The 18,863-nt window shown below is 52.2% G+C and carries 12 protein-coding genes; 10 read left to right on the top strand and 2 right to left on the bottom strand.

Going from position 1 to position 18,863, the window contains the following annotated elements:
- Positions 1-42 precede the first annotated feature (42 nt).
- The 6 genes from tkt (at position 43) to mscS (ending at position 12,665) form a co-directional block, all read left to right on the top strand.
- Complete coding sequence (gene tkt / locus ACIPDS_RS07255; RefSeq protein WP_400734219.1) at positions 43-2,034, top strand: transketolase; 1,992 nt, start codon at positions 43-45, stop codon at positions 2,032-2,034.
- Between the two features lie 565 nt (positions 2,035-2,599).
- On the top strand, positions 2,600-7,945 hold the full coding sequence (locus ACIPDS_RS07250; RefSeq protein ID WP_400734216.1) for an Ig-like domain-containing protein: 5,346 nt from the start codon (positions 2,600-2,602) through the stop codon (positions 7,943-7,945).
- A 297-nt stretch (positions 7,946-8,242) separates the two neighbouring features.
- On the top strand, positions 8,243-9,289 hold the full coding sequence (gene epd / locus ACIPDS_RS07245; RefSeq protein ID WP_400734213.1) for an erythrose-4-phosphate dehydrogenase: 1,047 nt from the start codon (positions 8,243-8,245) through the stop codon (positions 9,287-9,289).
- Between the two features lie 21 nt (positions 9,290-9,310).
- Positions 9,311-10,474 carry a phosphoglycerate kinase gene (gene pgk, locus ACIPDS_RS07240; RefSeq protein WP_166515581.1) on the top strand — a complete coding sequence of 388 codons (1,164 nt, stop codon included), beginning with the start codon at positions 9,311-9,313 and terminating at the stop codon, positions 10,472-10,474.
- 77 nt (positions 10,475-10,551) lie between these two features.
- Positions 10,552-11,631, top strand: coding sequence for a class II fructose-bisphosphate aldolase (fbaA, locus tag ACIPDS_RS07235; RefSeq protein WP_400734210.1), 1,080 nt, complete (start codon positions 10,552-10,554; stop codon positions 11,629-11,631).
- Positions 11,632-11,807: 176 nt separating this feature from the next.
- A complete protein-coding gene (mscS, locus tag ACIPDS_RS07230) occupies positions 11,808-12,665 on the top strand; it encodes a small-conductance mechanosensitive channel MscS (protein ID WP_400734207.1) in 858 nt (285 codons plus the stop codon).
- 53 nt (positions 12,666-12,718) lie between these two features.
- Here the strand turns inward: mscS and dctP are convergent, their stop codons facing one another.
- Positions 12,719-13,762 carry a TRAP transporter substrate-binding protein DctP gene (gene dctP, locus ACIPDS_RS07225; RefSeq protein ID WP_400734205.1) on the bottom strand — a complete coding sequence of 348 codons (1,044 nt, stop codon included), beginning with the start codon at positions 13,760-13,762 and terminating at the stop codon, positions 12,719-12,721.
- A 204-nt stretch (positions 13,763-13,966) separates the two neighbouring features.
- On the opposite strand from dctP, the gene argO reads away from it, so the two are divergent.
- Complete coding sequence (gene argO / locus ACIPDS_RS07220) at positions 13,967-14,602, top strand: arginine exporter ArgO (protein WP_166515585.1); 636 nt, start codon at positions 13,967-13,969, stop codon at positions 14,600-14,602.
- Between the two features lie 85 nt (positions 14,603-14,687).
- Complete coding sequence (locus tag ACIPDS_RS07215; RefSeq protein WP_166515586.1) at positions 14,688-15,425, top strand: oxidative stress defense protein; 738 nt, start codon at positions 14,688-14,690, stop codon at positions 15,423-15,425.
- 42 nt (positions 15,426-15,467) lie between these two features.
- Here the strand turns inward: ACIPDS_RS07215 and argP are convergent, their stop codons facing one another.
- Positions 15,468-16,361 (bottom strand): DNA-binding transcriptional regulator ArgP, encoded by an 894-nt coding sequence (gene argP / locus ACIPDS_RS07210; protein ID WP_062772993.1) that lies wholly within the window; start codon positions 16,359-16,361, stop codon positions 15,468-15,470.
- A gap of 213 nt (positions 16,362-16,574) precedes the next feature.
- Here argP and rpiA point away from each other — a divergent pair, with 213 nt between their 5' ends.
- Together rpiA and serA are read left to right on the top strand one after the other, a co-directional pair.
- On the top strand, positions 16,575-17,234 hold the full coding sequence (gene rpiA, locus ACIPDS_RS07205; protein WP_047347933.1) for a ribose-5-phosphate isomerase RpiA: 660 nt from the start codon (positions 16,575-16,577) through the stop codon (positions 17,232-17,234).
- Between the two features lie 268 nt (positions 17,235-17,502).
- Positions 17,503-18,735, top strand: a complete 1,233-nt coding sequence (gene serA / locus ACIPDS_RS07200) for a phosphoglycerate dehydrogenase (RefSeq protein ID WP_166515587.1) — start codon at positions 17,503-17,505, stop codon at positions 18,733-18,735.
- The last annotated feature ends 128 nt before the right edge of the window (positions 18,736-18,863 follow it).

Here is an 18,863-nt window from a genome sequence, read left to right as displayed (position 1 = left end):
GTGATGTTACGGTAGCCTTCAACAGTCCGAACTGGAGTCAAAATGTCCTCACGTAAAGAGCTTGCTAATGCTATTCGTGCGCTGAGCATGGACGCAGTACAGAAAGCCAAATCCGGTCACCCGGGTGCCCCGATGGGTATGGCTGACATTGCCGAAGTCCTGTGGCGTGATTTTATGAACCATAACCCACAAAATCCGTCCTGGGCTGACCGTGACCGCTTTGTGCTGTCTAACGGCCACGGCTCCATGCTGATTTATAGCCTGCTGCACCTCACCGGCTACGACCTGCCGATGTCTGAGCTGAAGAACTTCCGTCAGCTGCACTCTAAAACCCCAGGTCACCCGGAAGTGGGTTACACCGCGGGTGTTGAAACCACCACCGGCCCGCTGGGTCAGGGTATTGCTAACGCAGTGGGTATGGCGATTGCGGAGAAAACGCTGGCGGCGCAGTTTAACCGTCCGGGCCACGACATCGTTGACCACTTCACCTACGCATTCATGGGCGACGGCTGCATGATGGAAGGCATTTCTCACGAAGTGTGCTCCCTGGCTGGTACCCTGAAACTGGGTAAACTGATCGCATTCTATGATGACAACGGTATCTCCATCGATGGTCACGTTGAAGGCTGGTTCACCGATGACACCGCGAAGCGTTTTGAAGCCTACAACTGGCACGTTATCCGCGGTATCGACGGTCACGATGCAGACGCTATCAAATGTGCAGTAGAAGAAGCTCGCGCGGTTACCGATAAGCCATCCCTGCTGATGTGCAAAACTGTGATTGGTTTTGGTTCACCAAACAAGCAAGGTACTCACGACTCCCACGGTGCGCCGCTGGGTGAAGAAGAAGTTGCGCTGACCCGTAAAGCGCTGGGCTGGAACTATGGTCCATTCGAAATCCCGGCTGACATTTATGCCCAGTGGGATGCGAAAGCCGCAGGCCAGGCGAAAGAAGCAAGCTGGAACGAGAAGTTTGCTGCCTACGCGAAAGCCTTCCCGCAGGAAGCCGCTGAATTCACCCGTCGTATGAAAGGTGACATGCCAGCTGATTTCGATGCAAAAGCTAACGAAATCATCGCTAAGCTGCAGGCTAACCCGGCTAAAATCGCCAGCCGTAAAGCGTCTCAGAACGCGATTGAAGCATTCGGCCCTCTGCTGCCAGAATTCCTCGGCGGTTCCGCTGACCTCGCACCTTCTAACCTGACTATCTGGTCTGGTTCGAAATCGATTAACGAAGACACCGCGGGTAACTATATCCATTACGGCGTGCGTGAATTCGGTATGACCGCGATTGCCAACGGTATTTCGCTGCACGGCGGTTTCCTGCCGTACACCTCAACCTTCCTGATGTTCGTTGAATATGCCCGTAACGCGGTGCGTATGGCAGCGCTGATGAAGAAACGTCAGGTGATGGTCTACACCCACGACTCCATCGGTCTGGGCGAAGATGGCCCAACTCACCAGCCGGTAGAGCAGATTGCTTCTCTGCGCGTGACGCCAAATATGAGCACATGGCGCCCATGTGACCAGGTTGAATCCGCTATTGCCTGGAAATATGGCGTTGAGCGTCAGGACGGCCCAACCGCGCTGATTCTGTCCCGTCAGAACCTGGCACAGCAGGAACGTACCGAAGAGCAGCTGGCTAACGTCGCTCGCGGCGGCTACGTGCTGAAAGATTGCGCAGGTCAGCCTGAGCTTATCTTCATCGCCACCGGTTCCGAAGTTGAGCTGGCGGTTGCCGCTTATGAAAAACTGACTGCTGAAGGCGTGAAAGCGCGCGTGGTTTCCATGCCGTCTACCGACGCATTCGACAAGCAGGACGAGGCTTACCGTGAATCCGTACTGCCGAAAGCGGTATCAGCGCGCGTGGCAGTGGAAGCGGCTATCGCTGACTACTGGTACAAATACGTGGGCCTGAACGGCGCTATCGTCGGTATGACCACCTTTGGTGAGTCTGCACCGGCTGAGCAGCTGTTCGAAGAGTTTGGCTTCACCGTTGATAACGTTGTTGCGAAAGCAAAAGCGCTGCTGTAGTTTTTCACACCGTAGAAAACGGGTCGCTCAGGCGGCCCGTTTTTTTTGCCTACGAACGGGCGCTAAGTTGACCCTTTTCGAAGCGCATTACAGGATTTCAGCGGCATTAACGACAGCAAAAATAAGATGTCTTGGGAGCGACAGGGCAATGATAACCCTGCATCATTAAATTATATGAATTGATTGGGTGTATAACTGTCTTTGTTTTTATTTCTTTGGTTATTTATTATTTTTATTAAAATATGACAACAGAAAAATAAACTTGATTTTTATATTTTCAGGTATTTTTATTTGAGTGGTGAATGTATACCGGTTTCATAGCGCTAAAGTATATCTCTGAATTATTAATGTGTCGATTTAAGTATAGCCCGTTTAAATATAATGACGTCATTAACAGGCAGTTGGTGATTGTCATATTGAATGATTATGCGTTGCAAATAATAATATAAATTGTCACATAATTTTTCTAACGGAATAGACAGCCATGAGACCAGGATTACAAAAAATTCTTGCCGCGGTTCAAATTGTTCTGCAGCTCTGCCCACCGTCGTTCTTATTATATGTTATGCAAACAAATACGGTAAGCGCGCAGGACAATATCGCCCCCAATATCACTCAGTCACCCAAAGATGCTAATTCAACCGAGAAGAGCGTTGCCCAGATTGCGGTACAAGCAGGAACGGCTCTAGGCGCTGATGATGCATCAAGTTCCGCGGCGAATGCGCTAGTTTCCACGGCAACAGGCACTGCCTCTGCCGAAGTACAACAATGGCTCAGCCAGTTTGGCACCGCCCGGGTGAGTATCAGCACCGATGAGCGCTTCACCCTGAATGATTCAGAACTGGATCTGCTGGTGCCGTTATACAATCAAAAAGAGAATCTCCTGTTCACCCAGCTGGGCGGACGCCGCAATGACGATCGTAATATTATTAATACCGGTCTCGGCTATCGTCATTTCTCCGATAACTGGATGTGGGGGACTAACGTCTTTTACGATCGCCAGATTTCCGGTAATCAGCACGAACGGTTGGGTGTGGGGGCAGAATTAGGCTGGGATTATATTAAGCTTTCTGCGAATGGTTATTTCCGTCTTAGTGACTGGATGTCATCTTCCCGCTATCAGGATTATGATGAGCGCGTGGCGAATGGATTTGATATCCGGGCAACCGGTTATTTACCCGCTTACCCACAGTTGGGGGCGAATGTTATTTATGAACAGTACTATGGCGATAGCGTAGGGCTGTTCGGCGACGATGAAGACGATCGCCAGAAAAATCCTCACGCGGTGACGCTGGGCCTGAATTATACCCCTGTTCCTCTGGTGACCTTTGGCGTTAACCAGAAATTTGGTAAAGGCGGTGAAAATGACACCCAACTGAACCTGGCCGTTAGCTGGACGCCGGGTGTACCAATGAGCGTTCAGCTTGATCCATCCTCGGTGGCTGCGCGTCGCTCGCTAATGGGCGGACGTCAGGATTTGGTCGATCGTAATAATAATATCGTACTGGAATACCGCAAACAGGAACTGATAACCCTCTTTTTGCCTCCAATGATTGAAGGCGATGAACTGTCAAAACAGAGCGTTACCGCAAAAGTAAAAACCAAGCACGGCCTTGACCATATCGAATGGCAGGCCGCGTCATTTTTAAGCAACGGCGGGAAAATCAGCGCCGGAAAAAGCCCTGACCAGTGGGTATTCACTCTGCCATCCTGGCAAAGCAGCGGCGTCAACAGCTATACGCTCACAGGCACTGCGTGGGATAAAAATGGCAACGCCTCTAATACCAGCGAGATGAAAGTCAACGTCACCGGGATGGATGTTAATTCGTTACAGTCCTCAACCACCGTGTCGCCGACCAAAATAGCGGCAGATGGCGTGAGCACGGCAACCGTGACGGTTACGTTGAAAACCAGTAATGCCGAAAGCGCTACCGGTCTGGCTTCACGAATGAGCGCGACATTAACGTCTTCGGTGACTCCTTCTGCGAACGCATCTTCTACCGTCGATGTGAAAAAACCAACGATCGCCAGCTTCAGCGAAACGTCCCCTGGGATATATACCGCGACGCTAACCTCGGGAACGACACCGGACACCTTAACCATCCAGCCGTTTATTGATGGTTCTGTGAAACTGGCAAGCGCAAAGTTGATTGAAGAAGCGACCGTTACCCTCCCGCAGCTGACGACGCTGGATGTCTCGGCAACCAGCGCGGTGGCAGGTGGCAGCACGCCTATTACCCTGACCGCACATGTGGCAGACCAGAACGGCAATCCTCTCAAAGACGCGGTGGTGAACTGGGCCTCTGATAACGAGCAGGCGCAACTGTCGCAAACCCAGTCATCAACGGATGAAAAAGGCGTCGCTCAAATTCAGGTGTCCAGTACACAGGTGATTTCCACCGTTGTGACTGCGCAACTGGCCGAGGGCAATAGCCTCAGTACGCCAACGCTGAGCTTCACCGTTGATGCTTCGACGGCAAAAGTCGCTTCTGTTGAGAGTGATAAACTGCAAATTGTGGCAAACAATATCGATACCGGCACCGTAACGGCTAAGGTCGTGGATAATTATGATCATCCTTTAAACGGCATAACGGTTAGCTGGTTGGTAGAGAACAGCGACGTTGTGAAAGTGGGTGAGAAAACCTCGGTAACCAATAGCCAGGGGATCGCGACGCTGCCGCTTAAATCAGCGAAAACCGGAGCGGTTACGGTGACTGCCAGCGTCAACGGCACGTCGCCACAGAAAACGGACACGATTAACTTTGTGGCCGACAGCAGCACACAAAAAGTCACGTCAATAACCTTAAGTAAAAACAGCGCGCTGGCGAATGGTAGCGACAGCATTACCTATGAAGCCACCGTCACCGATGCGTCTGGAAACGTTATTAAAAATGCGGCCGTGAGCTGGTCTGCGGATAATACCGATGCGGTGCTGTCAGCCACACAAACCACCAGCGATGCTGATGGTAAGGCGAAAATCCAGGTCAGTTCACGCAAAGTTGGCGACGTTGTAATTTCTGCACAAACCAGTGCCAGCACCGCGTATCAGGCAGAAAAAGCCACCTTCACCGCCGATACGTCAACCGCGACAATCCTTACGCTCGATAGCGATCGCGATTCTGCACTGGCCAATGGCGCAGATGGCATCGCTCTTAGTACCACCATTGTTGATGCCAACGGCAACCGATTGTCGGGCGTTGACGTCAACTGGTCGTCCTCTCCTGCGACGGGCGCGCTCTCGGCGAGCAGTACGAAAACGGATAGCTCGGGCGTGGCGAAAGTCACCCTGACCTCAAAAGAGGTGGCGGTCTACAGCGTGAGCGCTGACGTGAATGGCACCACGAAAACGTCGTCTCCGCTTACGTTTATCGCGGATAGCAACTCGGCACATCTGGATACGTTGAAATCGTCTACCAATAGCGCACTGGCTGACGGCAGTACGGCGATCACCCTGACCGCGACGGTGCTTGATTCATCAGGACATCCGGTCAAGGGCGAACAAATTAACTGGCGTGCAGAAAACAGCAAGGCCCAGCTTTCCGCAACGCAATCCACGACGGATGAGCAAGGGCAAACGCAAATCCAGGTGACCAGTGCGGAGGTGATCAGTACCGTTATCACCGCCCAGCACAACCAGGCTGAAGCGCTGCAAAGCGACACGCTGAACTTTACCGCCGATACCGCTTCAGCCAGCGTGTATTCGGTTAAGCCCGAAAAAACGCAGGTCGTTGCGAATAACATCGATACCAGCACCATCGAAGCGCAGGTGGTGGATAGCTTCAATCACCCGTTAAGCGGCATTACCGTTAACTGGAAGGTCAACAAAGCTGATGGTACTTCTGCCGCAACGGCAACGTCGGTGACGGACAGTCAGGGAACGGCGACCTTCGTCGTGAAATCGGCAAAAGCGGGCGTGGTGACGGTGTCTGCGGACGTTAACGGTAGCAATGCGAAGCAAACCGGCGAGATTACTTTTGTTGCTGATAGCAGTACGCAAAGCGTAAGCCAGGTTCAGCCAGATAAAAATCAGGCCACCGCCAACGGTACGGACACGATTATCTATGAAGCCACCGTCACGGATGCGAAAGGCAACCCGGTTTCTGGCGTGGCAGTGAACTGGTCTGCGGACAGCACCGATGCCACCTTGAGCGTGAAGCAAACCACCAGTGATGCCAGCGGAAAATCGCAGATTAGCCTGACGTCGCTGAAAGCGGCAACGGTGATAGTGACCGCGCAAACCAGCGACACGACGGCAAAACAGGCCGATGGCGTGAAGTTTGTGGCGGATACCGCTAGCGCAAAAATCGCCAATGTTACCAGCGATAAACAGTCAGCACTGGCAAACGGCAGCGATGCCATCATGGTGAAAGCGACGGTGACAGATGCCAACGGCAACGCTCTCGACGGTGCAGATGTTGCCTGGGCCGCCACGCCAACCGGCGCAAACTTATCCGCCGCCAGCGCTAAAACTGGCAGTGATGGCGTAGCGCAGGTACAACTGACTTCGACGAGCGTCGGAAAATATAGCGTAGCAGCCACGATCAACGGTTCTTCTGAGTCGGCATCCGATCTAAGTTTCACCGCGGACAGTTCAACGGCAGAATTAACATTGCTGGAAGCGGACAAAGAGAGCGGAATTGTCGCGGATAAAGATAACGTCACGCTTACCGCTACCGTCGTGGATGAAAACAAACATCCCGTCTCAGGCGTAACGGTCAACTGGACAAGCAGTGAGACGAATAGCACCTTTACCGCCTCTTCTTCCGTGACCGATGTGAATGGACAGGCAACGACGCTCTTCTCGAGCTTAAAAGCAGGCGATATCATGGTGACGGCGGCACTGGGAACCCACACTCAGACTAAGACTCTGAAGGTTATCGGTAATGTGGATACGGCCACTATCGTAAGCGTAACCCCGGATAAGTCGAAGGAAGTGGCCGATGGCACGGCGTCGATAGCATGGACGGCAAAAGTTACCGATGCTAACGATAATGCGCTAAACGGCGTCACGGTAAACTGGAGTGCGGATAACAGTCAGGTGGTGTTATCACCTGCAAGCACTACGTCAGGCGAAAGCGGCGAGGCGACGACGCATGCAACGTCGGTTAAATCGGGTCAGGTGGCGATGACCGCAGCCATCACCACGCCAGCGGTACAGCGTGCTGCAAGCGTAGTGAGCTTTGTTGGGGACGCGAAAACCGCGAGAATAAGCAAATTAACTGCGAATACTGACCACGTCGCGGCAAATACCACGCCGGTTACCTATACGGCAACGGTGCTCGACGTCAATGACAACCTGGTCGAAGGGGCGACGGTGGCGTGGACGACCACCATGAACAAGCTCTCGGCTCAAACCAGTAATACCAATGCCAGCGGCGAAGCCACGGTGAAACTCTCCGGCGCGGAATTTGGTAAACCCACGGTCTCGGCCACCATTAACAACAGCACCTTGTCGGATGCTACGGTGATGTTTATGGGGACGATTGATGATACGTGGACCATTGCTAACGGTGCTCAGGCGAGTTCCTATAAAGGTGAAACCATCAGTAACCTGAATTATCTGGGCTTCATCGTAACCGGGAACACGACGGGGCCTACGCAGTTGGTATGGAACACAAACTATGGTGCGTACTCGGTACTGACCGCGCCGTTAGTCGATGAAAATGGGGTAACTCATACGGTGACGTTCAGAGGTCAAGTGAGCAATCAGTGCACCTTATTTGAGTTTAACAACGCGTCTGGTTGTCAGTATCCGGGGAACGCACCGAAGATTACCTACGATCCTTCATGGGGCGATAACGCTAAGCTGCCAGCAGGGAAGTACACCGGTGAGATTACGTTCAACGGTAAGGACTGGCACTCTTCCTGGGCGCTCAGTTATACCGTGCACACCACGTTAAACATTAACTAACCTTAATCGCCTCTGCTGTTCATTCAGCAGGGGCGATAGTCACTATTCCAGTTTGCAAGATTATGTCGGGCAACTATTCCATTTAAAATGTGACGCACATCAGATAACAAGCTAATCAATCTGGACAAACATTCCTTTTATTCCTTGTTTCGCTTATTCTAGCTGAAGCGTTTCAGTCGGCATTTTGTTCGACATTTAACCAATCAGTCACTGTTTGTGGCAGGTAAGGTTTCCCTGAACGTTTGGCTGCATTACTCTGTGAGCCACTTTGCATCGGGAAAGCCTTGCAGGAGATCTATGACCGTACGCGTAGCGATTAATGGCTTCGGTCGCATTGGACGTAACGTGGTTCGTGCTTTGTATGAATCCGGACGTCGTGCGGAAATCACCGTGGTGGCAATCAACGAACTGGCAGACGCTGCCGGCATTGCGCATTTGTTGAAATATGACACCAGCCATGGGCGCTTTGCCTGGGATGTTCGCCAGGAGCGAGAGCTGCTCTACGTCGGCGACGATAGCATCCGTCTTCTGCACGAGCGCGCTATTGACGCGCTGCCCTGGCGCGAGCTGTCGGTTGATGTTGTGCTCGACTGCACCGGTGTATACGGTAGCCGTGAGGACGGTGAAGCGCATATCGCCGCAGGCGCGAAGAAGGTGCTCTTTTCACATCCTGGCAGCAACGATCTCGATGCCACCGTCGTGTTTGGCGTTAACCAACACGAACTGCGCGCCGAACACCGTATTGTGTCCAACGCCTCCTGTACCACGAATTGCATAATCCCCGTCATCAAATTGTTAGATGATGCCTATGGCATTGAATCGGGTACGGTCACGACTATTCACTCCGCAATGCATGACCAGCAGGTGATTGACGCTTATCACCCGGATTTACGCCGCACACGCGCGGCAAGCCAATCTATCATTCCTGTCGACACCAAACTTGCGGCGGGCATCGCCCGTATTTTCCCGCAGTTTAGCGACCGTTTTGAAGCGATTGCGGTGCGTGTACCGACCATCAACGTGACGGCTATTGACCTGAGCGTGACGGTGAAGAAACCTGTAAAAGCCAATGAAGTCAACCAGTTGTTGCAAAAAGCAGCACAGGATGCATTTCATGGTATAGTTGACTATACGGAATTACCGTTGGTCTCGACTGATTTTAATCACGATCCGCACAGTGCCATTGTTGATGGCACGCAGACGCGGGTCAGTGGCGCGCATCTGATCAAAACTTTGGTCTGGTGCGATAACGAATGGGGCTTTGCTAACCGAATGATCGACACGACGTTAGCGATGGCTGCTATTGGTTTCAGGCTCGACGCTCAAGCGTCGACAAAACTTTAAGTATCAACGAGAGGATTCACCATGTCTGTAATTAAGATGACCGATCTGGATCTGGCTGGTAAACGCGTTTTCATCCGTGCGGATTTGAACGTGCCGGTTAAAGAAGGGAAAGTAACCAGCGACGCGCGTATTCGTGCATCTCTGCCGACCATTGAAATGGCTCTGAAGCAGGGCGCAAAAGTCATGGTCACTTCTCACCTGGGTCGTCCGACCGAAGGCGAGTACAACGAAGAATTCTCTCTGCTGCCGGTTGTTAATTACCTGAAAGACAAACTGTCTAGCCCGGTACGCCTGGTTAAAGATTACCTGGACGGCGTTGAAGTTGCTGCCGGTGAGCTGGTTGTTCTGGAAAACGTTCGCTTTAACAAAGGCGAAAAGAAAGACGACGAAACCCTGTCTAAAAAATATGCCGCACTGTGCGACGTATTCGTAATGGACGCATTCGGTACTGCACACCGTGCACAGGCTTCTACTCACGGTATCGGCAAATTTGCTGACGTGGCGTGCGCAGGTCCGCTGCTGGCCGCTGAGCTGGACGCACTGGGTAAAGCACTGAAAGAACCAGCACGTCCAATGGTTGCTATCGTTGGCGGTTCTAAAGTTTCTACCAAACTGACCGTTCTGGATTCTCTGTCTAAAATCGCTGACCAGCTGATCGTTGGCGGTGGCATCGCGAACACCTTCGTTGCCGCTCAGGGCCATAACGTGGGTAAATCCCTGTACGAAGCTGACCTGGTTGATGAAGCAAAACGTCTGCTGACCACTTGTGACATCCCAGTCCCAACTGACGTTCGCGTAGCGACCGAGTTCTCTGAAACGGCGACCGCGACCCTGAAATCTGTTAACGACATCAAAGATGACGAGCAGATTCTGGACCTGGGCGACGCTTCTGCACAGCAGCTGGCTGAAATCCTGAAGAATGCAAAAACCATTCTGTGGAACGGCCCGGTTGGCGTATTTGAGTTCCCTAACTTCCGTAAAGGGACTGAAATCGTGGCTAACGCTATCGCAGACAGCGAAGCGTTCTCCATCGCAGGCGGCGGCGATACTCTGGCTGCTATCGACCTGTTCGGTATTTCTGACAAAATCTCCTACATCTCTACCGGCGGCGGTGCATTCCTCGAATTCGTGGAAGGTAAAGTTCTGCCAGCAGTAGCAATGCTCGAAGAGCGTGCGAAGAAGTAAGTCAGCTTTACCCTAAATAATTAGCGCGCTCTTTAGGGCGCGCCCCTTTCCAAGGCCGAAGATACAGGACTCGTAACATGTCTAAAATTTTTGATTTCGTAAAACCAGGCGTAATCACTGGTGATGACGTACAGAAAGTTTTCCAGGTAGCAAAAGAAAACAACTTTGCTCTGCCAGCCGTTAACTGCGTCGGTACCGACTCCATCAACGCCGTACTGGAAACCGCAGCAAAAGTTAAAGCACCGGTTATCATCCAGTTCTCCAACGGCGGCGCTGCGTTCATCGCAGGTAAAGGCGTGAAAACTGACGTTCCTCAGGGCGCAGCAATCCTCGGCGCAATCTCTGGCGCGCACCACGTTCACCAGATGGCTGAGCACTACGGTGTTCCTGTTATCCTGCACACCGACCACTGCGCGAAGAAACTGCTGCCGTGGATCGACGGTCTGCTGGACGCTGGTGAAAAACACTTTGCAGTGACCGGTAAGCCACTGTTCTCTTCTCACATGATTGACCTGTCTGAAGAGTCACTGCACGAAAACATCGAAATCTGCTCCAAATACCTGGCGCGCATGGCCAAAATGGACATGACTCTGGAAATCGAACTGGGTTGCACCGGCGGTGAAGAAGACGGCGTGGACAACAGCCACATGGACGCTTCTGCACTCTACACCCAGCCAGAAGACGTTGACTACGCGTACACTGAGCTGAGCAAAATCAGCCCACGTTTCACCATCGCGGCTTCCTTCGGTAACGTACACGGCGTGTACAAACCAGGTAACGTGGTTCTGACTCCAACTATCCTGCGCGATTCCCAGGACTATGTTTCTAAGAAACATAACCTGCCGCACAACAGCCTGAACTTCGTATTCCACGGCGGTTCCGGTTCTTCTGCTCAGGAAATCAAAGACTCAGTAAGCTACGGTGTTATCAAAATGAACATCGATACCGACACCCAGTGGGCAACCTGGGAAGGTATTCTGAACTACTACAAAGAGAACGAAGCTTACCTGCAGGGTCAGCTGGGCAACCCGAAAGGCGAAGACCAGCCGAACAAGAAATACTACGATCCACGCGTATGGCTGCGTGCCGCTCAGACTTCAATGATCGCCCGTCTGGAACAGGCTTTCACTGAACTGAACGCGAAAGACGTTCTGTAAGACAAAACTCATCTTTGTCATAAAGCCCGCTAATAAGCGGGCTTTTTTATTGTCTTTTCAATATGAATGACCGCGAAAAAACGTGATCAGTTTGGCATATTCCTGATTTTTTGTTTACCCTTTACACCTGCCTGAACTTTTACAGGCCGTTTTTTGTTTCCCATAAGGAATATTGAATGGAAGATTTAAACGTTGTCGATAGCATAAATGGCGCGGGTACGTGGCTGGTACGCAATCAGGCATTGTTACTGAGCTATGCAGTCAATATCGTTGCAGCAATTGCGATTATTATCGTCGGGATGATTGTGGCGCGTATTGTTTCTAATACCGTCAACCGCCTGATGCTGGCGCGCAAAATTGATGCCACCGTCGCGGACTTCCTGTCGGCGCTGGTGCGCTATGCGGTGATTGCTTTCACCCTGATTGCCGCGCTTGGCCGCGTTGGCGTACAGACCGCTTCCGTTATTGCGGTGCTCGGTGCCGCCGGTCTGGCCGTGGGTCTGGCGCTGCAAGGCTCGCTCTCGAACCTGGCGGCTGGCGTGCTGCTGGTGATGTTCCGTCCGTTCCGCGCCGGTGAATATGTTGATCTTGGCGGCGTTGCGGGAACCGTACTAAGCGTGCAGATCTTCTCCACCACCATGCGCACCGTTGATGGTAAAATTGTTGTTATTCCAAATGGTAAAATTATCGCCGGGAATATCATCAACTTTTCCCGCGAACCTGCTCGCCGTAACGAATTTATTATTGGCGTTTCTTACGATGCCGATATTGATCAGGTTAAGCAGATCCTGACCCGAATTCTGGAATCAGACAGCCGCGTACTGAAAGACCGCGATATTACCGTGCGCTTAAATGAACTGGCACCGTCATCGGTGAATTTTGTCGTTCGCGCATGGAGCCTCAGTGGCGATCTGCAAAACGTTTATTGGGATGTGCTGGAGAAAATTAAGCGTGAATTTGACGCAAACGGCATTAGTTTCCCTTACCCGCAGTTAGACGTGAATATGAAAGCGGAAAAAGCGCCGCAACAATAATACGTCGCGTAATATTGAAAAGGGTCGCCATGGATAAGGGCGACCCTTTTTTGTTAGCGGATTGCTGCGTCAAGCGCAGTGCTGACCTGCTTCATAATCCGTCCTGCGTCGACGACACCTTCTTGTTTTTGCTCTGCAACCCACCGCTCCTGTACCTCTTGATAGCGGCTTGCCTGACGCCATGTTTGTAATTTAGCAGGGGAAAGCCAGGTAATGCTGGCACCGCTTTGGCGCATCGAGTCCGCCATATTGCGCAGGCTGGTGTCGAGCAGCGGCCCAATCTGCCTTTGCGTTAACGCCGCTGCCCGCCCAATAGCGGCTTTATCCTCAGCGGAAAGCGTATCCCAGCGAGTCTTATTAATGACCAGCAGATAGACGTGACCCAACCAAAGCTGCGGTGACAGTTGAATATATTTTGCAGCCTGCTGCGCCTTGATATCGTCGCCGCTATCAAGATTAACCAGCAGCCCATTGAGCGTCCCGGTTTTGAGTGCATCGGTAATTTGCGCATTCCACGGCATCTTAACCACCTTACCGCCGGCATTTTCCAGATACGCCTGGTGCCAGAAACTGGCGGTGCGCCAGGTGGTGCCTTGTAAATGGTTTAACGGCGTAGTGGGTGAGGTCGAGAAGAATGCGGCAGGGTAGCCGAGGAAAAATTGTAAGTTAACCAGGTTATTTTTTGCCAGTTCAGCATTGAATTCCGGCATGTCATGAAAGACGCGCAGGAAGAATGCGGCCTGCTTTTCGCCGCTATCTGGGCCAATGGGGAAGCTTTTGAAGATCTGGAATAGGGGAAGCTGTTTCGGCGTGTATTCCGGCACAACGATGCCAATATCTGCCTTTTCACCGTCCTGCACGGTGCGTAGCGCGTCATAGCTGGTGGAGAGTTCACCATTCCAGTGTGCTTCAATATGCACGCGGCCTTGCGATTCTTTTTCTATGGCGGCGAAGAAAACATCGTTTATCGCCTTTGTTCGCATATTGCCGTAAGGTTCGTGATCGGTGTAACGCAGCACGGTTTCTGCTCTGGCGCAGGTGATAACAGACAGTGCTGTAATAGTTAATGCATAAACAATGACGACACGTAATTTCATGCCACTTCCTTATGATTTCAGGGGCTGATGCGGGCCGCATTATGGCTTAATCTATCGTCTTAGGTGCTGCCTTTTAGCGACGATGCCACGAACCGCCCCTTCTGATTAGTTTTGCTAATTACTGATTAAGAATATCAATTTCCTCTAATGATGATGCCGCGTTATAGTCAGCGCCATTCCTGAACAACGTTAAGAAAAAACATCATGTTATCTTATTATTTTCAAGGGCTTGCCCTTGGTGCCGCAATGATTCTACCGCTCGGACCGCAGAATGCGTTTGTGATGAACCAAGGGATACGCCGCCAGTACCATTTGATGATTGCGCTGCTGTGTGCAATTAGCGATCTGCTGCTCATCTGCGCGGGTATCTTTGGCGGTAGCGCGTTGCTGATGGCCTCGCCGTGGTTATTAGCGCTGGTCACCTGGGGCGGGGTAGCGTTCTTGCTCTGGTACGGTTTTGGCGCATTGAAAACGGCTATGGGCAGCAATATTGAGTTGGCTAATGCTGAAGTGATGAAACAGGGGCGCTGGAAGCTGATTGCCACTATGCTGGCAGTCACCTGGCTTAATCCTCATGTTTATCTCGATACCTTCGTCGTATTGGGCAGTTTGGGCGGACAGCTGGACGTAATACCTAAACGCTGGTTTGCTTTGGGTACTATTAGCGCCTCGTTCTTATGGTTCTTTGCCCTGGCGCTGCTGGCCGCCTGGCTCGCGCCGCGTCTGCGCACCGCCAAAGCACAACGTATCATCAACGTGGTGGTGGGTGTGGTTATGTGGTTTATCGCCTTTCAGCTGGCGAAAGAGGGCGTTCAACACATTCTGGTACTCTTTAACTAAGCGTCGTCTGATGGACTTTCGTCTGGTAAAGGCTAAGCTTGCAGGCAAGACCCCCGTTGTCGGGTGAAACCATGGAGATACAACAGTGAAGTTTAAAGTGATGGCTCTGGCCGCAGTAATTGGATTTAGCACAATGGCGGTTCAGGCAAATGAGTTGCCGGATGGCCCACATATCGTTACTTCAGGCACGGCCAGCGTAGATGCGGTACCAGATATTGCGACGCTGGCTATTGAAGTGAATATTGCCGCTAAGGACGCTGCAAGTGCTAAAAAACAGGCCGATCAGCGTGTTGCGCAATATCTCTCGTTCCTTGAGCAAAATGGCGTAAACAAGAAAGACATTAGCTCCGCGAATCTGCGTACCCAGCCGGATTATGACTATCAGGATGGAAAGAGCGTATTGAAAGGATACCGTGCAGTCCGTACGGTGGAAGTGACTCTGCGTCAGTTAGACAAGCTTAATTCGCTGCTGGATGGCGCATTAAAAGCGGGATTAAACGAAATTCGTTCCGTGTCGCTGGGCGTTGCGCAACCGGACGCTTACAAAGATCAGGCGCGTAAAGCGGCGATTGAAAACGCTATTCATCAGGCTGAATCACTGGCGTCAGGCTTCCACAGTAAACTGGGACCGGTTTACAGCGTGCGCTACCACGTCTCTAACTATCAGCCAAGCCCGATGGTTCGTATGATGAAGGCCGATGCGGCGCCAGCGTCAGCACAAGAAACCTATGAACAGGCAACTATTCAATTTGACGATCAGGTTGATGTCGTGTTCCAGCTGCAGCCAGAACAGGCGGCTGCCCCAGCTCCTGCTGCGAAATAATCACCCGCTAACCCCTCGCCACGCGAGGGGTTTTTTCTGGTTTTAATCCTGACGTAAAACCTTGTGCCCGTAGGCCAGCAGCGCATCGGTAACTTTGCGCATCATGCGGCTTTCTGGCGCAAAACGATGCCAGTACAGCATACGGCGCTGGAACAAACTTGGGGTGAGATCGATAAGCTCACCGCTGGCGAGTTCTTTCTCGATTTGCAGATGGGGGATCATGCAGCAGGTGGTTCCCTGACGCGCCAGTTGCACAAAGGCTTCCGACGAGTTGACGATGTGGCACGGCACGCTGCCCGGTGGTAAATCGAAGTTTTGCTGCAAAAAGGCCTGGTGCATATCATCCAGATGATCAAACGCCACGGCAGGGGCTTTCAGCAGTGCGGAGCGCGTGACGCCGTTAGGGAAATAGCGTTCAGCGAAGGCTTTAGAACCAACAAAAAGGTAATCGAGCGCGCCGAGTTGATCGACCAGACAGCTTGGTAGCGCCTGTGGCTGAATACTCACCGCACCAACCACTTCACCGCGGCGCAGGCGTTCCTGAGTGCGGGTTTCATCTTCAACCTGAAGATTTAAGCGAATAGGCAAATTGCTCAGCACGTCGGATAACGCCGGCAGCAGCCAGGTTGCCAGACTGTCGGCGTTGACCGCCAGCGACAATAACAGCGGCGTTGACCCGGTTTGCTCATCGCCCAACCACTCTTCTTCCAGCAGTTCAACCTGACGCAGCAACGCCAGCAATTTTTGCCCTTGCTCCGTTGGCCGCGGGGGAACGGTACGCACCAGCAACGGTTGCCCGAACATATTCTCCAGTTGCTTAATGCGCTGAGAAACGGCGGACTGAGTAATACACAGTTTCTGCGCGGCGCGTTCAAACCCACGTTCCCTGATAACGGCATCCAGCGCCTGTAGTGTTCTGTAGTCCGGACGTTTCATTGCTCTGAGCTGCTCCCCTTTAGGTGTTATCTGCACTATGACATAAATTTTGTGTAGATACAGACGAAATTGAATTGCACTTTACTGTGATATGAATCACGTGCTGGCATGCTTATCTATCATGCCCGGCTTGCGGGCTGGCTGTCGCTCGAATTGTGCGGGGGATATGTTCTATAATGCGCGGCAGATGATGACACCACAGGCGAAACGATCATGACGCAGGATGAACTGAAAAAAGCAGTAGGTTGGGCGGCACTTCAATACGTACAACCGGGGACGATTGTCGGTGTAGGTACGGGGTCTACCGCGGCGCACTTTATTGATGCGTTAGGCACGATGAAAGGACAAATCGAAGGAGCCGTTTCCAGCTCTGATGCCTCTACCGAAAAGCTGAAAAGTCTCGGTATCACCGTTTTCGACCTCAACGAAGTTGACCGTCTGGGCATCTACGTCGATGGCGCAGATGAGATTAACGGCCACATGCAGATGATCAAGGGCGGCGGAGCGGCGTTAACGCGCGAAAAAATCATCGCTTCCGTGGCGGATAAATTTATCTGCATCGCCGATGCCTCAAAGCAGGTGGATATTCTGGGTAATTTCCCGCTGCCGGTTGAGGTTATTCCGATGGCGCGCAGCGCAGTGGCGCGCGAACTGGTGAAACTGGGCGGTCGCCCGGAGTATCGTCAGGGCGTTGTGACCGATAACGGCAACGTTATCCTCGATGTACACGGCCTGGAAATTCTCGATGCCATCGCCCTGGAAAATGCCATTAACGGTATTCCGGGCGTGGTGACGGTGGGCCTGTTCGCCAATCGCGGCGCTGATGTTGCTCTTATCGGTACCGCCGATGGCGTAAAAACCATTGTGAAATGATCTGACGCCAGGGGGGAATGACCATTTCCCCCATTTTTTTTATTCAGGGCAAATTTGGTGACTTGTGTCACATTTGTTATCCCTCGTCTAATTAACATCCCACAGAAAGTTTTCTGTTTAGCATTTTATGCTGGTATCTGGCCGTGCATGACGCTTCTTCATGACCCCGACGCAAACGTTCATATTGCCGCAATATTTATTTTTGATATGTTGCTTAGATGAACTTTCGTTCAGCACAACACGAATAATGCGAAGACAGGACGGGGAAATGGCTAAGGTATCACTGGAAAAAGACAAAATTAAGTTTCTGCTGGTTGAAGGCGTGCACCAGAAGGCGCTGGATAGCCTTCGCGCAGCAGGTTACACCAATATCGAATTTCACAAAGGTGCGCTGGATAGCGAACAGCTGAAGGAGTCCATCCGTGATGCTCATTTCATCGGCCTGCGCTCGCGCACACAGTTGACGGAAGAGATCCTGGCGGTTGCCGACAAACTGGTGGCGGTAGGTTGCTTCTGTATCGGCACCAACCAGGTTGACCTGAAAGCAGCGGCCAGACGCGGCGTTCCGGTGTTTAACGCACCGTTTTCTAACACACGTTCCGTGGCGGAGCTGGTGATTGGCGAGCTGCTCCTTCTGCTACGCGGTATTCCTGAAGCCAACGCCAAAGCGCACCGTGGCATCTGGAATAAACTGGCGGCGGGTTCTTATGAAGCGCGTGGTAAAAAGCTGGGGATCATTGGCTACGGTCATATCGGCACTCAGTTGGGGATCCTCGCCGAATCGCTGGGCATGCACGTCTTCTTCTACGATATCGAAAACAAACTGCCGCTGGGGAATGCCACTCAGGTGCAGCATCTTTCCGACCTGCTGAATATGAGCGACGTTGTCAGCCTGCATGTGCCAGAAAACGCGTCGACTAAAAATATGATGGGCGCCGAAGAGCTTGCGCTGATGAAACCGGGCGCGCTGCTGATTAACGCCTCACGCGGCACGGTGGTGGATATTCCTGCCCTGTGCGCGGTGCTGGCGAGCAAACATCTTGCGGGCGCGGCGGTTGACGTATTCCCAACTGAGCCGGCAACCAACAGCGATCCGTTTACTTCACCGCTGTGTGAATTCGACAACGTGATCCTGACGCCGCATATCGGCGGATCGACCCAGGAAGCGCAAGAAAATATCGGTCTGGAAGTGGCAGGGAAACTGGCGAAGTACTCTGATAATGGTTCGACGCTGTCTGCGGTGAACTTCCCTGAAGTGTCTCTGCCGCTGCACGGTGGTCGTCGTCTGCTGCACATCCATGAAAACCGTCCTGGCATCATGACCGCACTGAACCAGATTTTTGCCGAGCAGGGCGTCAACATTGCCGCGCAGTATCTGCAAACTACTGCGGATATGGGGTATGTGGTTATTGATATCGAAGCGGAAGAAGATGTTGCTGAAAAAGCGCTGCTGAGCATGAAAGCCATCCCGGGCACCGTTCGCGCGCGTCTGCTGTACTAATCCATCCTCTCACGGGCAGGCAAGTAGTCTGCCCGTTTCTCTTTTTCCCGTCCTGAATTATCCCTTTTTGCAACGCATACACTGGATTTCCGAGCCTTGCCGCAAACGGCGATAAAAGGCTAAACCCC

Origin of the sequence: Kluyvera sp. NPDC087067 (assembly GCF_044745165.1) — a bacterium.
In the GTDB taxonomy this organism is placed as follows: Bacteria; Pseudomonadota; Gammaproteobacteria; order Enterobacterales; family Enterobacteriaceae; genus Kluyvera.
This window is presented reverse-complemented; position numbering and strand designations above follow the sequence as displayed.